Annotated in this window: 16 protein-coding genes and 1 riboswitch; of the genes, 3 read left to right on the forward strand and 13 right to left on the reverse strand. The window is 33.5% G+C overall.

What is annotated here, in order from left to right; all coding sequences use genetic code 11:
- Positions 1–15: 15 nt before the first annotated feature.
- Positions 16–115: riboswitch (TPP riboswitch) on the reverse strand.
- 167 nt (positions 116–282) lie between these two features.
- The 5 genes from AABL81_RS06065 to rplM all read right to left on the reverse strand — a co-directional run bounded on the left by AABL81_RS06065 (position 283) and on the right by rplM (position 4,331).
- Complete coding sequence (locus AABL81_RS06065) at positions 283–1,449, reverse strand: dicarboxylate/amino acid:cation symporter (RefSeq protein WP_158209989.1); 1,167 nt, start codon at positions 1,447–1,449, stop codon at positions 283–285.
- A gap of 89 nt (positions 1,450–1,538) precedes the next feature.
- Positions 1,539–2,504, reverse strand: coding sequence for a translation elongation factor Ts (tsf, locus tag AABL81_RS06070; RefSeq protein ID WP_158209990.1), 966 nt, complete (start codon positions 2,502–2,504; stop codon positions 1,539–1,541).
- Positions 2,505–2,607: 103 nt separating this feature from the next.
- Entirely contained in the window at positions 2,608–3,348 is a 741-nt protein-coding gene (gene rpsB / locus AABL81_RS06075; RefSeq protein WP_090405891.1) for a 30S ribosomal protein S2, read from the reverse strand.
- A 141-nt stretch (positions 3,349–3,489) separates the two neighbouring features.
- Complete coding sequence (rpsI, locus tag AABL81_RS06080) at positions 3,490–3,876, reverse strand: 30S ribosomal protein S9 (protein WP_158209991.1); 387 nt, start codon at positions 3,874–3,876, stop codon at positions 3,490–3,492.
- On the reverse strand, positions 3,876–4,331 hold the full coding sequence (gene rplM, locus AABL81_RS06085) for a 50S ribosomal protein L13 (RefSeq protein ID WP_158209992.1): 456 nt from the start codon (positions 4,329–4,331) through the stop codon (positions 3,876–3,878). Before rplM ends, rpsI begins: the two co-directional genes overlap by 1 nt.
- 413 nt (positions 4,332–4,744) lie before the next feature.
- Between rplM and AABL81_RS06090 the strand changes: the two genes are divergently transcribed.
- Positions 4,745–5,218, forward strand: a complete 474-nt coding sequence (locus AABL81_RS06090; protein ID WP_341340576.1) for an immunoglobulin-like domain-containing protein — start codon at positions 4,745–4,747, stop codon at positions 5,216–5,218.
- 98 nt (positions 5,219–5,316) lie between these two features.
- On the opposite strand, the gene AABL81_RS06095 is transcribed toward AABL81_RS06090, so the two are convergent.
- From AABL81_RS06095 to polA, 3 genes are all read right to left on the reverse strand, one after another.
- Entirely contained in the window at positions 5,317–5,880 is a 564-nt protein-coding gene (locus tag AABL81_RS06095) for a 1-acyl-sn-glycerol-3-phosphate acyltransferase (protein ID WP_158209994.1), read from the reverse strand.
- Positions 5,881–6,156: 276 nt separating this feature from the next.
- Positions 6,157–8,394, reverse strand: coding sequence for a TonB-dependent receptor (locus AABL81_RS06100; protein ID WP_341340577.1), 2,238 nt, complete (start codon positions 8,392–8,394; stop codon positions 6,157–6,159).
- A gap of 108 nt (positions 8,395–8,502) precedes the next feature.
- On the reverse strand, positions 8,503–11,322 hold the full coding sequence (gene polA, locus AABL81_RS06105) for a DNA polymerase I (RefSeq protein ID WP_341340578.1): 2,820 nt from the start codon (positions 11,320–11,322) through the stop codon (positions 8,503–8,505).
- 180 nt (positions 11,323–11,502) lie between these two features.
- On the opposite strand from polA, the gene AABL81_RS06110 reads away from it, so the two are divergent.
- Positions 11,503–12,738 carry a metallophosphoesterase gene (locus AABL81_RS06110; RefSeq protein ID WP_341340579.1) on the forward strand — a complete coding sequence of 412 codons (1,236 nt, stop codon included), beginning with the start codon at positions 11,503–11,505 and terminating at the stop codon, positions 12,736–12,738.
- 68 nt (positions 12,739–12,806) lie between these two features.
- The gene (locus AABL81_RS06115) at positions 12,807–13,100 is read left to right on the forward strand and encodes a thioredoxin family protein (protein WP_090405873.1); all 294 of its coding nucleotides are present in this window, start codon (positions 12,807–12,809) and stop codon (positions 13,098–13,100) included.
- On the opposite strand, the gene AABL81_RS06120 is transcribed toward AABL81_RS06115, so the two are convergent.
- The 5 genes from AABL81_RS06120 to AABL81_RS06140 all read right to left on the reverse strand — a co-directional run bounded on the left by AABL81_RS06120 (position 13,095) and on the right by AABL81_RS06140 (position 19,983).
- Positions 13,095–13,718, reverse strand: coding sequence for a polysaccharide deacetylase family protein (locus AABL81_RS06120; RefSeq protein WP_341340580.1), 624 nt, complete (start codon positions 13,716–13,718; stop codon positions 13,095–13,097). The two genes, AABL81_RS06115 and AABL81_RS06120, sit on opposite strands and share 6 nt — an antisense overlap.
- Before the next feature lie 73 nt (positions 13,719–13,791).
- Entirely contained in the window at positions 13,792–15,201 is a 1,410-nt protein-coding gene (locus AABL81_RS06125) for an efflux transporter outer membrane subunit (RefSeq protein ID WP_341340581.1), read from the reverse strand.
- Between the two features lies 1 nt (position 15,202).
- Positions 15,203–18,343: an efflux RND transporter permease subunit gene (locus AABL81_RS06130; protein ID WP_158209999.1), complete on the reverse strand. Its 3,141-nt coding sequence runs from the start codon at positions 18,341–18,343 to the stop codon at positions 15,203–15,205.
- Between the two features lie 3 nt (positions 18,344–18,346).
- Positions 18,347–19,501, reverse strand: a complete 1,155-nt coding sequence (locus AABL81_RS06135; protein WP_341340582.1) for an efflux RND transporter periplasmic adaptor subunit — start codon at positions 19,499–19,501, stop codon at positions 18,347–18,349.
- A gap of 8 nt (positions 19,502–19,509) precedes the next feature.
- Positions 19,510–19,983 carry a GbsR/MarR family transcriptional regulator gene (locus AABL81_RS06140; RefSeq protein ID WP_341340583.1) on the reverse strand — a complete coding sequence of 158 codons (474 nt, stop codon included), beginning with the start codon at positions 19,981–19,983 and terminating at the stop codon, positions 19,510–19,512.
- Positions 19,984–20,803: the final 820 nt, after the last annotated feature.

Genomic DNA, 20,803 nt, shown 5'->3' on the forward strand with positions numbered 1-20,803 from the left:
GGACGTACCTATTTATGAAGTCATCTTACTTTTCCCTACGCTGGTATTAACCAGATCAGGTTCAAAGGGTGAAGTCTCAGCCTACATAATGATGTAGACACCCCTAAAGTTGTTAGCAAATATAAACAAATTTTATTAGCATCCTATTGAATGATACTTTGTAGAGGAGTAAAAAAAGGTAGTTTATAAGCTATAAAATAGTCGTTAGGTGCTGATTTTAGGGCATAAAAAAAGGCAAGAAATTATTTCTTGCCTTTAGATATATTTGTTTTAGTAAATTAATTATGCAACCGATTTATTTGATATTTTGTTTACAATAACGGCAATTGCACCATCTCCCATTACGTTACAAGCAGTCCCAAAACTGTCCATCGCAATATAAAGAGCAATCATTAAACTTTGTTGTTCAGTATCAAATCCTAAGATTGAGTGTAACACTCCTAAAGAAGCCATAATAGCTCCACCAGGAACACCAGGAGCAGCTACCATTGCTATTCCTAACATAAAGATAAATCCTACAATTTGAAGAGGATCAATAGTGGCACCTTGTACGAGCATTAAAGCAATAGCACAAGCTACAATTTTAAGTGTACTACCACCAAGGTGAATAGTAGCACATAAAGGAATTGTAAAACCTGCAATAGTAGGGTTGACATCATTTTTTAAAGTTTGTTTTAAAGTAATTGGAATCGCCGCAGCAGAAGACTGTGTACCCAAAGCTGTAAAGTAAGCAGGTAACATATTTCTCATTAAAGTAAGCGGATTCTTTTTACTAACTACTCCAGCAATTGTATATTGGAATAGTAAAACAAAAATATGTAGAACGAAAATTACTCCGATGATCTTAACAAAAGTATCAAGAACAGCAAAGACTTGTCCGTTATAAGTCATATTTAAGAATATACCAAAAATAAAGAGCGGTAAGAAAGGAATAATAGCTCTGTTGATTAAAGACATTACTATTTTCTGAAACTCGTTAAAAACCCCTTCTAAATACGGGAAATCGTTTTTTGATATAGTTATTCCTAATAAGAAAGAAAGTATAAGAGCACTCATCACATCAAATAGAGGAGGCATACCAATTTCAAAAAAAGGAACTAAGTTTCTTGTATTTTCACTGATGTTTTCAAAAGATTCAGTAGAAAGGATACTTGGGAAAATAGAGTAACTTACCCCATAAGAAATGAATCCTGCAAAAAGTGTGGATCCATAAGCAATTGCTGTTGTTATAAGAAGTAGTTTACCCGCATTCTTTCCTATGTTTCCAATTGCTGGAACAATAAGACCAATAATAATTAAAGGAATGGAGAAGCTAAGGAAACTTCCGAAAATACTATTAAACGTACTGAAGATTCTACCTATTTGTTCAGGGAGAACGTTACCTAATATGCTACCTAAGAAAATAGCAATGATTATCTGCAAAAGCAGATGTTTTTTTAAGAATTTCATATTTTAAATCAATTGCGTAGAAGTAAATGTACGCAAAAAAACAAAAAGCCTCAGAATTTCTGAGGCTTTTTTAAATTATAATAAAAAGATTATCCTAAAGATGCTCTTTTGAATCCAGTGATTGCAACACCGAAAGCGTTAACGTAGTCTCCTACTTTTTTAGCCTCATCTTTAATAAAGTTTTGGTCTAATAAAGCTTTCTCTTGGTCTAAAGTTGTGTTATCGCTGATAAAACGTTGAATTTTTCCAGGAACGATTCTATCCCAAATAGCTTCTGGTTTACCTTCAGCTTTTAATTCAGCTTTAGCATCTTCTTCCGCTTTTTTCAATACTTCAGGAGTAATTTGAGCGTAAGAAATATATTGAGGTACATTTTTAAGAGTTTTTCCTAAACGTACTAATTCTTCATTTTCTTTTACGATAACAGCAATACGAGCTTCAGTTTCTTTAGCGATGAATTCTGCGTCAAAATCTTTGTAAGATAAAGTTTCAGCTCCCATAGAAGCAACTTGCATAGAGATATCTTTACCGATTTCTTCAGCTTTAGCAACAGCTTCAGATAAAGCAACGATAGCAGCAATTTTGTTTCCGTGTACGTAAGAACCGATGAAAGCACCATCTAATACTTCGAAAGAACCGATTTCGATTTTTTCACCGATAACTCCAGTTTGCTCGATACATTTTTCAGCAACAGTCATTGAAGCATCGTAAGGAGAAGCTAAGAATTCTTCTTTAGTATTAAAGTTGATAGCTTTTTCAGCTAATTCTTTAGCTAAAGTTTGGAAAGCTTCGTTTTTACCTACGAAGTCAGTTTCACAGTTTAATGTAATAACAACACCTCTAGTTTTATCAGCATTAACTAAAGCTACAGCAGCACCTTCGCTTGACTCACGGTCAGAACGGTTAGCAGCAACTTTTTGTCCTTTTTTACGTAAAACTTCGATTGCTTTATCGAAATCTCCTTCAGCTTCAACTAAAGCTTTTTTACAGTCCATCATTCCGGCACCTGTTTGTTGTCTTAGTTTATTTACTTCTGCAGCAGTAATATTCGCCATTTTAGTCGTATTTAAAGTTAATAATTAAAAAAAGTCGTTAGTGACAGTTGAATACAAAGGTAAACATCTATCAGCATAACGACTTTATGATATTGTTAAAAAATTATGCTTTAGCAGGAGCTTCTACTTTAGCAGCAGCTTCTTCTTTTTCAGATTTTCTTTCTGCATTACCTTCGATAATAGCAGAAGTAACTAAAGATAAAATTTTATCGATTGATTTAGAAGCATCATCGTTTGCTGGTATAACGAAATCAACTTGACGTGGGTCAGAGTTAGTATCTACCATAGCGAAGATCGGAATGTTTAATTTTTGAGCTTCTTTTATCGCAATGTGTTCAGCTTTAATATCTACTACAAATAGAGCTGCTGGTAGACGAGTCATGTCAGCAATAGAACCTAAGTTCTTCTCTAATTTAGCACGAAGACGTTCTACTTGTAAACGCTCTTTTTTAGAAAGAGTCATAAATGTACCGTCTTTTTTCATTCTATCGATTGAAGCCATTTTTTTAACAGCTTTACGAATAGTAACGAAGTTTGTTAACATACCACCTGGCCATCTTTCAGTGATGTAAGGCATGTTAGCCGCAGCTGCTTTTTCAGCTACGATGTCTTTTGCTTGCTTTTTAGTAGCAACGAAAAGAACTTTTCTTCCTGATGCAGCGATTTTTTTCAAAGCTTCATTAGCTTCTTCAATTTTAGCTGCAGTTTTATATAGATTGATAATGTGAATACCATTACGCTCCATATAGATATAAGGAGCCATGTTTGGATCCCATTTTCTAGTCATGTGTCCGAAATGAACACCTGCTTCTAGTAAATCTTTAACTTCTACTTTGTTTGCCATTTTCTAATAGTTTACGTTCTGTTACTTTAGCAATGAGTAAGTAGCGATTTCTCGGTCTTAATCATTTAGATGCTAAACTACCTCTTACAGCAATTGTAAGTGGGGCAACAAAAACCTAGATTTTTTAATAATAAATAAATATTAACGTTTAGAGAATTGGAATCTCTTACGAGCTTTCTTCTGACCGAATTTCTTACGCTCAACCATACGAGGGTCACGTGTAAGTAAACCTTCTGGTTTCAATACAGCTCTGTTTTCAACATCAATTTCACACATTGCTCTAGCGATAGCCATACGCACTGCTTCAGCTTGACCTGTTGTTCCTCCACCGTATACATTTACTTTAATATCAAAGTTCTCAGCATTTTCAGTTAATGAAAGTGGTTGTAAAACTTTGTACTGTAATGTACCAGTTGGGAAATAAATTTTAAAATCTTTTTTGTTTACTGTAATGTTTCCTGTTCCTTCTGAAACATAAACACGAGCAACAGCGGTTTTTCTTCTACCGATTTTGTGAATAACTCCCATTACTTAATTTCGTTTAAATTAACGGCTTTAGGTTGTTGAGCCTCATGCTTGTGCTCTACACCTACATTAACATTTAAATTACGGAATAATTGTGCTCCTAATTTGTTTTTAGGCAACATTCCTTTTACTGCTTTCTCAATTAATAATGCAGGGTTTTTTTCTTGCATTACTTTAGCAGTTAATGATCTTTGACCTCCTGGGTAACCAGTGTGACGGATGTAAGTTTTGTCATCCAATTTGTTACCTGTAAGGTTGATTTTCTCTGCATTGATAACGATTACGTTGTCTCCACAGTCTACGTGCGGTGTATAACTTGGTTTGTGTTTACCTCTTAAAAGTACTGCAACTTTTGAAGCAAGACGTCCCAAATTTTGACCTTCAGCGTCTACAATTAACCACTCTTTTTGAGCAGTTGCTTTGTTAGCTGATACTGTCTTGTAGCTTAAACTTTCCACAATAAATTTGTATTTAATTAAACATTCCATTCCCAATTAAGGGAGTGCAAAATTACAATTATTTATTTACTATACAAATACATAGCCGTATTTTTTGAATTAATTGGTATTCAAATGTTTGTATAGAAATTAAAATCGTTTTCACATTGCGAAGATATGTTTTTTTGTTGATGTTTTGAAAATTAGAATGTTAGGGGATTGCTAATTTGTTTTTAACCTCATTTACTGCAACTTCTGTGTAGTTAAATAGAATAAAATTGTTACGCTGTTCTGTTGTATATACGACTATGGTAAGGTGCTTTGTTTTTGTATTATTTCAATAAATAGATTTTAGCCTTTTTGTTTAAATGATGTATAAATCTGTAGCCTATTTTATTCTTTTTATCTACTTTAGTGGTGTAATTAATTATAGAATGAAGAAGTATATTTTGGTTAGTGCATTAGCTTTAAGCGGTGTATTACTTACAAGTTGTCAATCGAAAGAGAACAAAGTTGATCAAGTAGAGGAAAATGTCCAAACATCGAATGATGAGATGACGAATAAGGAGTTGGCAGATAAAGTAACGTTTAAAGCTGTTAAGGAGGTTTATGCTGAAGCACCAGATATGTTGAAAGTAAAAATGAAGAATAATTCTAACTACACATTGAATATGGGAACAGATTATTCAATAGCATTTTTAAAGGATGGGGAGTGGACTGATTTTGATATGACAGGTACTGCTTTTACATTGATGTTGCAGATTGTGCCAATTGATGAAGAGGTTACTTTTGAGATGTCTTTATTTAAAGATGTTTTTACTTACGAAAAAGGAACTTATCGTTTTACAAAAACAATAAATGGAGGAGAGCACAGTTTTCAAAAATCAGTTGAGTTTACAATTGAATAGTTAATTCTATGTATAAAATAAAAATCCCCTTGACCTTTTTAATATAGTCAAGGGGATTTTTTTATATGAGTCTTCAATAACTTATAGAAGATTATAATTTAGTAAAACTTAGGATTAAAGTTTTCCGGGTATTTTGCCATTTCTTTGCTGTAGTAAGGAGCTATTTCATCTAATACCTGTTCAAAAGTTTTATCTTCTACTTTAACAAGCTTCATAATTCCGCATTCTTTCTTTTTGTAATCAGCATAGCATAATGCAATTGGAATATCAGCTTGTTTAGCTATTTGATAAAATCCTTGTTTCCATCTGTCAGAATAACCTCTTGTTCCTTCAGGAGTATTTATCATTGCTATTTCATCTGCTTCATTAATTAATGTCACAGCATATTCGACAAGATTTTGTCTTTTTGTTCTATCGACTCCAATACAACCAAGTGCTTTAAAGAAGAAGCCAAACCACGATTTAGTATAGTAGTCTTTTATAAACATTTTGAACGGTACTCCAATAATCCAGAAACAAGCCAAACTATAGTAGAAATCCCAATTTGATGTATGAGGTACACAAATTAGAATAGACTTTTTAGCACCTTTAATAGATACATCATTCATCTGTAATTTCCACCCTGTAATACCAAGCATTATTTTGCCAAGCAGTTTTTTCATTCTGTAAAGTATTTATTTAAAGGGTAAATGTATGAATTTGGAGGATAATTATATCTATAAAAAAAAAGAAGTCTTAGTAAAAAGACTTCTTTTTTGGGAAAAGTTAGGATTAATCCTTTTGATAGCAATTTATATCAATATGTATTATGATATTATTTGCAGTCAATGATTTAGGTTATATTGCCTACAAACATAATACGTAGTGTATTTACTTTGTTTATAAAACTTGTGAAACCTTAGTTTTTTTGAGTAAAGCACTTTTATAATACTGATTTATTAAAAAGAGTACGAGTAAGTAAGAGTAAAAGTTCTTCCTCTTCCGTTATAATTGAATAAAGCAGGTAAGTTGTAAACAGAGTAAAATGTTTGTGCTCTTTTGCTCCAAATACTTTGATAGTCCGTATTTAGGATATTTTGTACACCTAAGTTTAACTTACCAACAGGTAATTTGTATTCTACCATTAAATCTGTTGTGTTGTATGCTTTGATGGTATTTTTAGCTTCATCAGTCAATTTCATATTTTGAGTAGATTGTACTCTAAATGACCAATTGTTATAAGCATAGCCTGCATAACCAATTACTTTAGATGGACTCGCTGTAGTGATATCTTGTTTATTCCATTCGTCATTTTTTTCAACTTCTGATGTAATGATTAATGTATTTGCACCAACTAAGAAACCATTTTTTGAATATGAAACTTCCGCCTCAATACCCATATTTCTCAATTTCTGATCTAACAATAATACTTGGAAGTTCTTTTTATCAACAGATAAGTTTTTGTTTGAATGGCTAATAAAACCAGATATTTGACCTTTAAATCCACTGTCAGTTTTAAATCGGTATCCTAATTCAAATTGGTTGGTTTTAATACCATTAAGAGGTTGGTCTTTTACATTTAAGCTCGACTGTAAGTCCCAATTTTGGGTAGTCGTGTTTAAGTTATATGTTCCATACCCATAGTATTTTGAAGGATCAGCAAGACTTACTCCTTGTGAGAATGTAGCCCAAGCTTGTTGATTTTGGGTTGGTTTATATAAGAATCCAAAATTTGTAGCTGTTGTATTATACGAACTTTTTCCACCTGGGATAATGTCAGCAGATTGTCCGTATCCCATATTAACTTGTGTGTTTTGAACAGATCCAACTATATCATCAATCTTGATATTTGTGTTTTGAAAACGTACACCTCCAGAAAGTTGAAATTGGTTTGTAATGTTGTACACAGCTTGTGCATAAGCTGCAAAGCTGAATGAATTGTTAGTAGGATAACGTGGAATAGTAAAAACAGTTTGGTTTACAAGACCACCACTTTGAAGTGATTTATCGTGATCAAATACATTTTGATTTCCTTCAAATTTTTCAAAGTCTAAATCTACTCCGTAAGTGAATTTTAAAAAGTTAATGTCTTTAGTCATAACTGCTTTAATCCCTGTATAGTGCGTGTTTTGTTGGGAAGCAGACATATATGTACGTTTTTCAGTAGGTAGTTTTACTGTACCAGGAAAAGGGTAGAAAGTTAGCTTTTCAGAACGGTGAGCTACTTGAACATACAAATCCTGTCCTCCTAATATATTATTTCCGTTGTAACTAAGGTTAGTCATAAAGCGCTCTGTTCCTGGCTTATGGTCAGTTCTAAAGCCTTTTCTCATACTAATCTGACTTGGATCAGCATTTGTAAAGGCACCTAAATTGTCTCCTAAGAAAGCACTTTTATCTCCTTGAAAGCTTGAGTTGTAATATTGGACCAAAGCACTAATTTTATGAGCGTCGTTAAAGTTATAACTTGCTGTACCCATTAAATCAAGAGAGCGGTTGTATTGTAAATCTGTTTGCGCTATATCCGCCATAATTTGCTCATCATTCGCATCATAAGTAGCGCCATTATCTTGAAAGGCAGCAGAAATGCGCGTTGAGAATTTATCGTTTTTGTAAGTCAATGATTGAGCTACTCGTAAATCGCGGTCTGTACTTCCAGCAAAGCCAGAACGAGCAGAAACTTCAGAATCTCCTCCCCAACCAAAGTTGTTTGCTTTTTTAGTGATGATATTTACAATACCACCCGTTGCATTTCCTCCATAAATAGAGCTTGCTCCTGATAATACTTCAATTTTTGCAATGTTAAAAGGGTCAATGGCATCTAATTGTCGGCTAATATTTCTCAAACTATTTAGAGAAACACCATCAATCATAACCAGCATTGAACGACCTCTCATATTTTGACCATAATTAGAACGCCCTTGGCTACCAATATCTAATCCTGGAACAAGAATGGCAAGCATTTCTTTTAAAGAAACACCATTTTTATATTGTTGTTGAATTTGTTGTGTGGGAATTACCCATACAGTACCGGGGATTTCAGAGATGTTAGTTGGCTTTCTCGAAGCTACAATGACAATGTCATCTAAAGAGTTAGCAATTGAGTCAAGAGTTGTTTGGTTATATTTAGGTAACTCTTGTGCTACTGATAAGGCAGCAGAGAATAGGCAAATAAGGGTTGTAATTTTAGCCTTCATATCATATTAGTTTTGAATCTGATGGCAAAAGTAATAAAGAATAAGTCTAAATAAAAAATGCTACTCATAAAAATGAGTAGCATTTCAAAAAAAATATTTAGCAATCAATTAATGAGCTTCAAGCCAATTAAGTCCAGTTCCTAAGTCTACCACTAAAGGAACCTCTAATTGGAATGCTTTTTCCATTTCTGATTTTACCATTTCTTTTAATTTATCAAGTTCGTCTTTGTATACATCAAAGACAAGCTCATCGTGTACTTGTAATAGCATTTTAGATTGCCAGTTTTCATTTGTCAATCGATTGTGAATATTAATCATTGCTATTTTGATGATATCAGCAGCACTACCTTGTATCGGTGCATTTACTGCATTTCGCTCTGCAGCACCTCTAACTACAGCATTGTGTGAATTGATATCCTTTAAATAACGTCTTCTACCTAATATTGTTTGGACATATCCGTTTTCACGTGCAAAGTCAATTTGAGAAGCGATATAGTCTTTTAACTTAGGATAAGTTGCATAGTATGTATCGATTAACTCTTTACTTTCAGCACGAGACAGATTTGTTTGATTACTCAAACCAAAAGCAGAAACACCATAGATAATTCCAAAGTTTACTGTTTTTGCATGACTTCTTTGTTCTTTAGTAACTTCTTCTAAAGGAACATTGAATACGCGAGCAGCAGTAGAACGGTGAATATCTTCTCCTTTTTTGAAAGATTCAATCATATTTGGCTCTTGACTCAACGCAGCAATGATTCTCAATTCAATCTGAGAATAATCGGCAGCAAGTAACACATAGTTTTCATCACGTGCCACAAAAGCTTTTCTTACTAATCTACCTCTTTCTGTTCTTACAGGAATATTTTGCAAGTTTGGGTTGTTTGAACTTAAACGACCCGTTGCCGCAACTGCTTGCATATATTCTGTATGTACTCTATTGGTTTTTGGGTCAACAACTTTTGGCAATGCATCTACATAGGTATTCTGCAATTTAATAAGCTGTCTCCACTCTAAAATATCACGAACAATTTCGTGTTTTGGAGCAAGGTCGCTTAAGATTTCCTCACCTGTTGCATATTGACCTGTTTTCGTCTTTTTAGGTTTTGGTCCTCCAATTTTTAATTTCTCAAATAAGATATCTCCTAATTGTTTTGGAGAAGCCAAGTTGAACTCTTCTTCAGCTTCACCATAAATGCGCTGTTCTAATTCTTTAATATCACTATCTAAAGTACCAGATAAAGATTGTAAAAAGTCAATATCTAAGCGAATTCCTTCCGCTTCCATATCGGCTAAAACTTTAACTAAAGGAACCTCAATATTCTTAAATAAATCGGCAGTTAATGTTTCAACTAATTTGGGTTGGAAAGTCTCCTTTAATTGCATTGTAATATCAGCGTCTTCACCAGCATATTCTTTTACCAGTTCAACGTCAATATCGCGCATTGTTTTTTGATTTTTACCCTTTTTACCAATAAGGTCAACAATTGGTTGTGGCGTGTACTTTAAGTACGTTTCTGCCAAAACATCCATATTGTGACGCATATCAGGGTTAATTAAATAATGAGCAATCATTGTATCAAACAAAGGTCCTTTTATTGAAATACCATATTGCTTTAATACTTTGATGTCATATTTTAGATTTTGTCCCACTTTCTCGATATCTTCTGACTCAAAGAAAGGGTTAAATTGTTGTACAAGGTTTTTGGCCTCTTCTTGGTTTTCAGGAACGGGAACATAAAAAGCGGTTCCCTTTTCAAAAGAAAAAGCAATACCAACTAACTCTGCATTTAAAGCATCAAGTCCCGTTGTTTCAGTGTCAAAACAAACGCTTTTTTGTTGCATTAAATTTTGAACTAACAAGCGAATAGCCATAGGACTATTACAAACTTGATAAACGTGTTTCGTTGTTTCAAGTGTTGCAAAGTAACTATTTGAAGTTGTGTCATCACTATCATTTGGTACTCCAAATAAAGAGAATTGTTCGTCTTGTTGAGCAACTGCTTTTACTTCAGTAACAGGAGTAGGGGTAACCTCTCTACCATCGTTGAAAATTTTGTCAAACTGTTCTTTCATTCTTCTAAACTCTAATTCATTGAATAGAGCTTCAGATTTTTCAATATCTGGTTTTTCAAGAACATAATTATCAGCGTTGAATTGTACAGGACAATCAAGCATAATCGTAGCTAATTTTTTAGACAATAGTCCTTTTTCAATATTAGCCTCAATATTTTCTTTCATTTTACCTTTCAGCTGATTTGTATTAGCTAAAAGATTTTCCATTGATCCGTATTCTTTAAGAAATTTCTTTGCCGTTTTTTCACCAACCCCTGGTAATCCAGGAATATTATCTACAGCATCTCCCATCATTCCTAAGTAATCAATTACTTGTAAAGGATGTTCTACTTCAAATTTCTCTTTTACTTTGTCTACACCCCATATCTCAATACCATTACCCATACGAGCAGGTTTGTACATAAAGATATTTTCAGAAACAAGTTGTGCGTAATCTTTATCAGGGGTTACCATATAAACTTCGTAACCTTCTTTTTCTGCTTGTTTAGAAAGAGTTCCAATTAAGTCATCTGCTTCATATCCTTTTTCCTCTACAATTGGAATATGCATAGCCGTAAGTATTTCCTTGATATAAGGAATAGCTATTTTAATAGCTTCAGGAGTTGCATCTCTGTTTGCTTTATATTCTGGAAATAAAGCCACGCGATCTCTACTTCCTCCATTGTCAAAGGCAACAGCTAAGTGGTCAGGAGATTCTCTTTTGATAACATCTAAAAGGGAATTCATGAAACCTAATATTGCTGAAGTATCAAGTCCTTTCGAGTTGATTCTTGGATTTTTGATAAATGCGTAATAGCCACGAAAGATCAAGGCATAGGCATCTAATAAGAAAAGGCGGTTTTTATTAGCCATTTTGAATATGGTTTTTATTGAATTAAATTATAATGTTTTCAAAGATAGTGATTTTGTATAAAGACAAAAGAGCGTACAATGAGTTTCTTTTTTTATAATTTCTAAGGAATATTAAAAGTTGTTAAAGATTTTTTTATACTTTAAACAAAAAGGTAAATTTGTTATTTATAGATTATTGATATGGAGACAATTCCTATTTTAGGATTAGTTCTTGTTTTGTGTGAGTTTTATACGTTTCAAGTAGTAAGGCAAATAACAAAAAGCAAGTTAATGAAAAGGCTATATGTGATTATTTCTGTATTGGTAATAGCATATATCGCTTACGGTTTATCGCAATTTGACCGTCATCACGCTAAGAATCATCAGTCGATGGTTGCTATGGCTTTAGTAGTATTGGTTTATTTACCTAAGTTGTTAATTGCACTTTTACTAATTTTTGAAGATTTAACACGAATTGTTAGAGGTGTCTTTTCTTATTTCAAAAGGTCTAAAGAAGAGAGAAGCAAACAAGAAAGTTTTTTACCAGGAAGAAGAAAGTTTGTAGCAAATATCGCTTTAGGTGTTGCTGCGATTCCATTTTTGTCTGTTTTACACGGAATAACAATAGGGCGTTATAAGTTTCAAGTGTATAAACACATTATAGAGTTTGAAGATTTACCAGAGGCTTTTGATGGATTTAAGTTTACACATTTGTCTGATATTCACTGTGGAAGTTTTGACAACAAAGAAAAAATTGAATATGCTATTGATTTGATTAATCAACAAGAATCAGATGCTTTATTGTTTACAGGAGATATCGTAAATAGTATTGCCGATGAGATGGTACCTTGGTTTGATGTTTTCAAAAAGATAAAAAAATATAAATATGGGAAGTATTCAATTTTAGGAAATCACGACTATGGAGATTATGTAAATTGGGATACTAAAGAAGAGCGTGATGCAAACTTCAAGGCAATTTGCGATATTAGTCCTGCGTTAGGCTTTAAGTTGTTGCGAAATGAAAATGTATGGTTTGAGAAAGACGGACAGCGCATTGCTTTAGTTGGAGTAGAAGATTGGGGAGTGAAGTTTATGCAGTATGGTGATTTAGACAAAGCGTCAGAAGGCGTAGAGGCAAAAGATTTTAAAATTTTAATGAGTCACGATCCATCACATTGGGATGCACAAATACGCGGACACAAGAAAAACTTTCAATTGACATTAGCAGGGCATACGCACGGGAGTCAGTTTGGAATAGAGATCCCTGGTTTTATTAAATGGAGTCCAATACAATATGTTTATAAACAGTGGGCAGGACTATATGAAAACTTAGGGAAATACATCTATGTTAATCGTGGTTTTGGGTATCACGCCTATCAAGGTAGAACGGGTATTTGGCCTGAAATAACGGTGATTGAATTAAAGAGAAAAAAGTAAGGTAATTCTATAAAAAATAATATTTTTGTAGAGTAAAAAGAGTTTAGAGTAAAATAAATTAAAGTTATATGTCAAAATTTGGAGATTTAGTAACGGCAGAAGTACCGGTGTTAATTCATTTTTTTGCAAAGTGGAATGAAGCCTGTACAACAATGAATCCAATCCTACACGATGTAGCTGCAATAATGGGGGACAAACTTAAGATTGTTAAGATTGATGTAGAGAAAAATAATGAATTAGTTGAAGCACTTAGAATTAAACAAGTTCCAACAATGATGTTGTATAAAAGAGGTACAATGATTTGGCGCCAAAGCGGTGTAATGGATGTTAATTCTTTAATCAGTGTTACTAAGACTTTATAATATTCCAAAAGAGTAACCTTCCTTGATAAGGTATTCTATTGTTTTTGGTAGTGCATATTTTAAGTTTTTTTCAGCTTTTATACTGTCGTGAAAAACAATGATACTACCAGGTTGAATAGCTGAAATAGCGTTTTGGTAACATTTTTCAGAGGAGATATTCTTATCGTAATCTTTTGAAATATGTGACCACATGATTATTTCATACCCTCGTTTTAAAAGTTCTTTCCCTTGATTTTGTTTTATTTTACCATAAGGAGGTCTGAATAATAGTTTAGGTAAAATAGTGTGTTTAGCCATCTCTTCGTGTGCAAGTAGAATGTTTTCTTCATAAGTGATTTTTTCATTCTTCCATCCATTCAAATGATTAAATGTATGGTTTCCTATGCGATGTTTATGTGCTACTATTTGTTTAAATACTTCAGGATGTTTTCGAACATTATCTCCAATACAAAAGAAAGTTGCTTTTATATTGTATTTTTCCAATAGGTGTAATACCCATTCTGTAATATCTGGAATAGGGCCATCGTCAAAAGTTAAGTAAACAACTTTTTGATCAGTGATGCGCTTCCAAGTATATTTAGGAAAGAGATACGGAAAAATATGTCTTGATAGATTCATAATTCAAAGATAAAAAAAAGAGTAGTTAACCAAATAACTACTCTTTTTTAATGAATAACAATTAACAATTAAATTATTTTATACCACCACCCACAGCTCTGTACAATTGTACAATTGAGGTAAGTTGAGATAATTCTGTATTGATATAAGCAAGTTGAGCAGCAAGTGCACTTTCTCTTGCTGTAAGAACATCAAGATAAGTAGCCATACCATTCACTAACAATTCTTCAGAGTATTCAGTTGCTTTTTCATAAGCCTCATACTCTTGTTTTTTCAATGTCAACTTGTTAGTTGAATTTTCAAAAGAATACAATGCGTCAGAAACTTCTTTAGATGCATTTAATATTGCCTTTCTGTAAGTTAAATACGCTGTTTCTTGTTTTGCTTGTGCAACTTGGTGTTGCGTTCTAATCTGTCTACCATTAAATAATGGTTGCGTAAGCCCACCAATGATATTAGCAAAGAATGAGTTTGTATCAAACAATTTAGAGAAATCAACACTTTGTAATCCACCATTTGCCGTTAAACGGATTGAAGGGTAGAAGTTACTACGAGCTACATTAGTTAATTCAAAAGCATTTACTAAACCATATTCAGCAGCTCTTACATCAGGTCTATTGCTTAATAATTGCATTGGTACCCCAACAGAAAGATCTGTGTTTAGTTTTTGGTCAAGTAAGCTACCTCTTTCAACCTTATCAGGAGTTCCACCTAATAAAATACTAAAAGCATTCTCTGTTAGTTTGATATTAGTTTCAAGGTCTATAAGCAAAGCTTTAGCGTTGAATAACTGTGCTTGTGTTTGTTTAACAGCAACTTCATTAACCTTTCCAGCTTCTTTTAACGCTTCGATAGTCTCTAAACTGTTTGTTCTATTGATAATAGTTTGTTCAGTTACTTTCTTTTGTTGGTCTAAAGCTAACAATTGGAAATAAGTTGTTGAAATAGTAGAAATAAGCTGAGTTTTCACAGCTTGATGAGCAGATACAGTTTGTAAGTACCCAGCAGCAAAAGCTCTTTTATTACTACGAATTTTCCCCCATACATCAAGCTCCCAAGAGAATGAACCTGTAACATCATACAAGTCGTTTTTTACTCTTGTATAACCGATCATTTGCCCTGTAATAGAGTTTTTAGATTGGTTTGAGTGTGTATAGTTAGCACCAAGGTTTAATGTAGGAGCATATCCCCATTTCCCTTGTTGCATATATGCTTGAGCAGCATTAATATTTTGTAATGCTATTCTAATATCTAAGTTGTTTTCTAATCCTTTCTCGATATAATCAACTAAAATAGGGTCAGAGAATAACTCTTTCCATGACATATTTGCCATAGAAAGAGTGTCTTGAGTTATTTTATCAGAACGGTATTGTTGCTCATCAATTACTTCCGGTCTATCATACGTTTTTGCAACGAAACAAGACTGCATAGTAAGTGCTAAAAGCGCAACCGGTAATACTCTATATAATGTTTGTTTTTTCATATTATCCTTGCTTAATCTCTTCAAATTTGATTGGTTTAATTTTCTCTTGAAGATATTGGAATATTGCATATAAAACAGGAATAACGAATACCCCAATGATAGTACCAATTAATAAACCAAATGCAGCTCCAGTACCAATAGATCTGTTTCCTACATCACCAACACCTTTTGCAAATACCAATGGCATTAATCCTAAGATGAAGGCAAATGATGTCATTAAAATTGGTCTTAAACGCGCTTTCGCACCGTTGATAGCTGATTCAGCAATTGATTCACCATGTTTACGTCTTTGAACCGCAAACTCAACGATAAGAATGGCGTTCTTCGCAAGAAGACCAACCAGCATGACCAGGGCAATTTGGAAGTAAATATTGTTTTCTAATCCTGCAAATTTCTGAGCAATGAAAGCTCCCATAATACCTGTAGGTAAAGAGAAAATTACAGCAAAAGGCAATAAATAACTTTCGTATTGAGCAGCCAATAAGAAGTAAACGAATACCACACATAAGAAGAAAATAATGATAGTTTGTGAACCAGCGTTAATCTCTTCACGAGTAAGACCTGTAAAGTCAATACTGTAGTTTGATGATAAAGTTTGTTCTGCAACTTCTTGGATTGCTTTAATAGCATCTCCTGAACTGTAACCAGGTTTTGGAGCACCAGCTACGTTTGAAGATGTAAATAAGTTGTAACGGTTAATAGACTGTGGTCCGTACACTTTTTTCAAATTAACGAACTGTGTAATTGGAGTCATTTCACCTGTTGCTGTTCTTACATAAATATCACTTAAGCTATTTACGTCTGAACGATATTCTGGTAATGATTGAACCATTACACGGTATTGTTTACCAAAACGTGTAAAGTCAGCCGCATAAATACCTCCAATATATCCTTGTAATGCAGAGAAGATATCATTTACTAATACACCAGATTCTTTTGCTCTTGGAATATTAAGATCTAATTCATACTGTGCATAGTTCGTATTGAAAGAAGATTGTGCATATAAAATCTCAGGACGTTGCATTAAAGCACCTAAGTATTCTTTTGATTTTTCGTCAAAGTGCGTTAAGTCACCTCCAGATTTATCTAATAATTTCATTTCAAAACCAGAAGACATACCAAAACCAGGGATACTTGGTGGTTGGAAGAAAATCATTCTCGCATCTTGGAACTGCGTAGCAGCGATACCAAATAATTTACCAATTACAACATCAGTAGCTAATTCTGGTGTAGTTCTTTTTTCGAAAGGCAATAGTTTAATCATCGCCATACCGTAGTTAGAACCTTGTCCGTTAATGAAAGAGAATCCAGATACAACGGTTACCCCATCAACTCCTGGAATATTTTCAACGATTTTAGAGAACTCTTGTTGTAAACTTACTACACGGTCTTGAGATGCACCTGCAGGTAGTTCAATGTTCCCCATAATAAACCCTCTATCCTCATTAGGAACGAATCCTGAAGGCATTGTTTTAGACGCATAGAATGTAAGTCCAATACAAGCAAAAAGGATTAAGAAAGTTACCCATTTATGTTTTAATAAGAACTTGAATGAGTTACCATATTTTTGTGTTAGACGGTTAAATCCTACGTTGAAAGCATCAAAGAAACGTTGAATAAAGTTTCTCTTTTTACCTTCTTTACTTCCGTGTTGTTTTAAGAAAACCGCACATAAAGCAGGACTCAATGTCAAGGCATTTACTGCAGAAATAATAATAGCCACAATTAAGGTAATACCAAATTGTTTGTAGAATACTCCTGTAGGACCTGAGATAAATGTTACAGGAATAAATACCGCCGACATTACTAAAGTAATCGAGATAATTGCTCCAGAAATCTCACCCATTGTATTGATACTCGCGTCTAAAGCTTCTTGGCCTGTTTCTTCCATTTTCGCGTGAACGGCCTCGACAACAACGATGGCATCATCCACCACAATACCAATGGCCAGTACAAGTGCGAAAAGCGTAAGTAAGTTCAATGAGAATCCAAATACATTCAAGAAGAAGAATGTACCTACAATTGCCACAGGAACTGCAATAAGAGGAATTAATGTAGATCTAATATCTTGTAAGAAGATGTAAACTACCACGAATACTAAGATAAATGCTTCAATTAAGGTATGAACCACTTTACTAATCGATGCATCTAAGAATTCGTTTGTATCCATCAATACTTTGTACTCTAAACCGTCAGGTAAGTTTTTACCTAATCGCTCTAATTGTACGTGTAAGTCTTGAATAATTTCCTGTGCGTTAGAACCAGGCGTTTGGTAAATTGCCATAGCAACAGCAGGATGTCCATCAAGAGCAGAACTACCTACATAAGATTGAGCTCCTAATTCAATATTAGCAACATCTTTTAATCTTAAGATTTGTCCGTTGTTTAATGACTTAACAACAATATTTTCATATTGTTCTTGTGTTTTATATCTACCACTATATTTGATAACATATTGGAAAGCCTCTCCGTTATTTTCACCTAACTGTCCAGCTGTAGCCTCCAAACTTTGTTCGTTTAATACACGTACAACATCAGAAGGGACTAAGTTATAAGCCTTCATTTTTACAGGGTCAATCCAGATACGCATCGAGTAGTTTCTCGATCCAAATGCTTGTGCATCTCCAACACCACTAACACGTTTTAACTCAGGAATAACGTTAATATTCATGTAGTTTTGAATGTAGATAGCATCGTAATTTGGACTTGTAGAATAGAAAGACAAGAACATTAAAGCACTGGTTTGCTGTTTCTGAGTAGTTACCCCAGAACGAGTTACCTCTGCTGGTAATAAAGGTGTAGCACGAGCCACACGGTTTTGTACGTTTACCGCAGCAATATCAGGATCAACCCCTTGCTTAAATACAACTTGAATACTTGCACTACCATCATTACTTGCAGTAGATGTGATATAGTCCATGTTTTCAACCCCATTCACTTGTTCTTCGATTGGGATAATCACAGATTGCATCACCGTTTCAGCATTCGCTCCAGGATAAGCTGCAGCAATCTGAACTGTCGGTGGTGCAATATCAGGATATTGCGTCACAGGAAGTGCTGATAGTCCCAGCACCCCTAAGATTACTATTAAGATAGAAATTACTGTAGATAATACAGGTCTTTCAATAAAAGTTTTTAACATAGTTTAAAACGTTGTGTGAATGTTTTCATTAATAGACTCAAATTTCACTGGCTGTGGTGTGATAGCAGTTCCAGGTCTTAATGTACCTAAACCAGCACCAACAATTTTGTCTCCTTGTTTTAGTCCTTCTTTAACAACAGCAAGTTTGTTTACACGATCAATAACTTCGATTTTAGCTGCTTTAGCAGTATCGTTAACCACTGCAAACACATATACTTGTCCTTGTTGCTCGAATGTAGCAGATTCAGGAACAACCACAACATCTTTATGTTCTTGAGGAACTAATAATTTACCGCTGTTTCCGTTGCTTAAAATATGCCCACTATTTGGGAAAAGAGCACGTACTTGAACAGTACCAGTAGCAGTGTTTATTTGCCCTGTAATTGTTTCAATTTTACCAGGTGTTTCATACGTTTGTCCGTTTGCAAGCACAAGTTTAACTTCAGGTAAATTAGCTACTTTTTCTTTCAATGATTTTCCAGGAATATTTTCCAAGAAGTTGAAATAATCTTTTTCATTCATTGAGAAGTAGGCAAACATTTCGCTATCGTCAGAAACAATAGTTAATGGATTTGGATCACTTGGGCTAACAAGAGAACCAACACGGTAATTGATAGCTCCAACGATTCCGTCAATAGGACTTTTAATGATAGAGTAATCAATATTTGCAACAATGCTTTGGTGTTGTGCTTTAGCAGCAGCTAATTGACTTTTTGCACTTGCTAAGTTTGCCTCAGCAGTTTTTAATTCAATAGCACTGATAATTCCCTTTTGCACAAGAGGTGTTAATTTATCAACATTAACTTGAGCAACGCTTACTTGAGCTTCAGCAGTTCTGACAGAAGCTTTAGCAGCATCAGCACTTTCATTAAGCATATTTGTTTCAAGTCTGAAAAGAGGTTGTCCTTTTTTCACGATAGAACCTTCGTCAACATATAATTCCTGAATATATCCAGCAATTTTAGCTCTAACACTACTTGTAGTTTTACCTTGAATTGTTGTTGGAAAAGTATTGTAACCTATAACATTCTGTGTAGGTACTTCAATTACTTTGTATGGCATTGGGCCATGTGCAGGAGCTTGCTGATCTTTTTTTCCACAAGATGTAACGCTTATTGCAAGCGCTGCAAGAACTGTAGTATAGAAATAACGTTTCATATAATAACTTAATTTGTACTTTTTAGTTTTTCAATTGTTTTTGTGAGTTGTGATATACTTTCTTCTAAGTGTTCAATGTATAAATTCATCTTCCCTTGACAGTTGTTAGAATTAATCATTCCTTCTTCTAAGTAGTTTTTTATTTTCAAACTTAGAATTTGTTCTCTGTCTAGTAAGTCTTTAATTAATTGTAGTCTTATCGTTATATAATTAGGGTTTAACCTAAAAAAACGTTTGCGTTCGTCAATCTTATTAAAATGTTCAATTTGATTGTTTGATATCAATAGATTCAAACTTGTAGAAACAGAACTTTTACTTGCGTTTAGTTTTTCAACTAATTCATCAAAAGTCACACCATCTCTATTGTTATTAAACATAATATAAGTATAAATCTGTGCTGTCAATGGAGAAAAGTGGTATACTAACTCGTGATGGGCACAGTAATCTTGAAATAAATCAACTAATCTTTGATCGTATTGCATCTTATATATTACATAATTAAGGTGCAAATATAGTGTTAGTTTTGTAATTACCGAACTAAACAAACTAAAAGATATATTAAAATATCTAATAATAGATTTTGATTCTATTTTAAAGCATTTGAGCTGTATATGTTGTAAAAGTAATTATAATTGATTGATTAATATATGTTTATATCTTAAGTGAAAGTTAAATTTTTAAGATAAGTTTATTTGTACTTAATGAAGTAAAAGGAAGTAATTTGCTGTTCTTAGTGCTAAACTTCAAGTAAGATAAACGCGATTAATAGTAGATTTCTTTGTGTCTTTGTTCGGATCTTGTTCGGGAATCATTTGTGAGAGCTTCGGAAAAATGGTGCTTTTCTCGAAGAAATCCCTAAGAATACTTAACTTAAATTCGAGTTGTAACACAATATATGAAGGAGGGAAGTGACTTTTTTAAAATATTATTTCAGAGTAAAATAATTTAAAATCAAAAAAAAATGTCTTTTTATAAAGTAAAAGCTTGTTGAAAAGATATACTACAAAGATAATGATATAATTTTTAATTTATTATCTATTATATTGTTAATTAGGTTTTTAAGAGTGTTTTAAGAATGACTTGTTTTTTTGATTTTTTTATTTGCTCTTAATATTCTGTAAATAAAGTGAAACTTAGAAAGAGGTGTCTGTTTCTTTGTTGGAATGAAAATCTGATTCATTAGAAAAAAAATATTGAAAAATGCTTGCAAGAAGTTTGAAAATAGCCTTATATTTGCATCCACAAAAGCGGAAGTAGCTCAGTTGGTAGAGCTCCAGCCTTCCAAGCTGGTTGTCGCGAGTT

This window comes from Myroides sp. C1519 (assembly GCF_038039755.1).
Classification (GTDB): domain Bacteria; phylum Bacteroidota; class Bacteroidia; order Flavobacteriales; family Flavobacteriaceae; genus Flavobacterium; species Flavobacterium phaeum_A.

Coding starts and splice junctions, on each gene's coding strand:
- AABL81_RS06065 (WP_158209989.1), bottom strand. CDS start 1,449: ATGAAATTCTTAAAAAAACATCTGCTTTTGCAGATAATCATTGCTATT.
- rpsI (WP_158209991.1), bottom strand. CDS start 3,876: ATGGGAGTTATTCACAAAATCGGTAGAAGAAAAACCGCTGTTGCTCGT.
- AABL81_RS06095 (WP_158209994.1), bottom strand. CDS start 5,880: ATGAAAAAACTGCTTGGCAAAATAATGCTTGGTATTACAGGGTGGAAA.
- AABL81_RS06115 (WP_090405873.1), top strand. CDS start 12,807: ATGTCAAAATTTGGAGATTTAGTAACGGCAGAAGTACCGGTGTTAATT.
- AABL81_RS06090 (WP_341340576.1), top strand. CDS start 4,745: ATGAAGAAGTATATTTTGGTTAGTGCATTAGCTTTAAGCGGTGTATTA.
- rpsB (WP_090405891.1), bottom strand. CDS start 3,348: ATGGCAAACAAAGTAGAAGTTAAAGATTTACTAGAAGCAGGTGTTCAT.
- tsf (WP_158209990.1), bottom strand. CDS start 2,504: ATGGCGAATATTACTGCTGCAGAAGTAAATAAACTAAGACAACAAACA.
- polA (WP_341340578.1), bottom strand. CDS start 11,322: ATGGCTAATAAAAACCGCCTTTTCTTATTAGATGCCTATGCCTTGATC.
- AABL81_RS06120 (WP_341340580.1), bottom strand. CDS start 13,718: ATGAATCTATCAAGACATATTTTTCCGTATCTCTTTCCTAAATATACT.
- AABL81_RS06130 (WP_158209999.1), bottom strand. CDS start 18,343: ATGTTAAAAACTTTTATTGAAAGACCTGTATTATCTACAGTAATTTCT.
- AABL81_RS06100 (WP_341340577.1), bottom strand. CDS start 8,394: ATGAAGGCTAAAATTACAACCCTTATTTGCCTATTCTCTGCTGCCTTA.
- AABL81_RS06110 (WP_341340579.1), top strand. CDS start 11,503: ATGGAGACAATTCCTATTTTAGGATTAGTTCTTGTTTTGTGTGAGTTT.
- AABL81_RS06125 (WP_341340581.1), bottom strand. CDS start 15,201: ATGAAAAAACAAACATTATATAGAGTATTACCGGTTGCGCTTTTAGCA.
- AABL81_RS06135 (WP_341340582.1), bottom strand. CDS start 19,501: ATGAAACGTTATTTCTATACTACAGTTCTTGCAGCGCTTGCAATAAGC.
- AABL81_RS06140 (WP_341340583.1), bottom strand. CDS start 19,983: ATGCAATACGATCAAAGATTAGTTGATTTATTTCAAGATTACTGTGCC.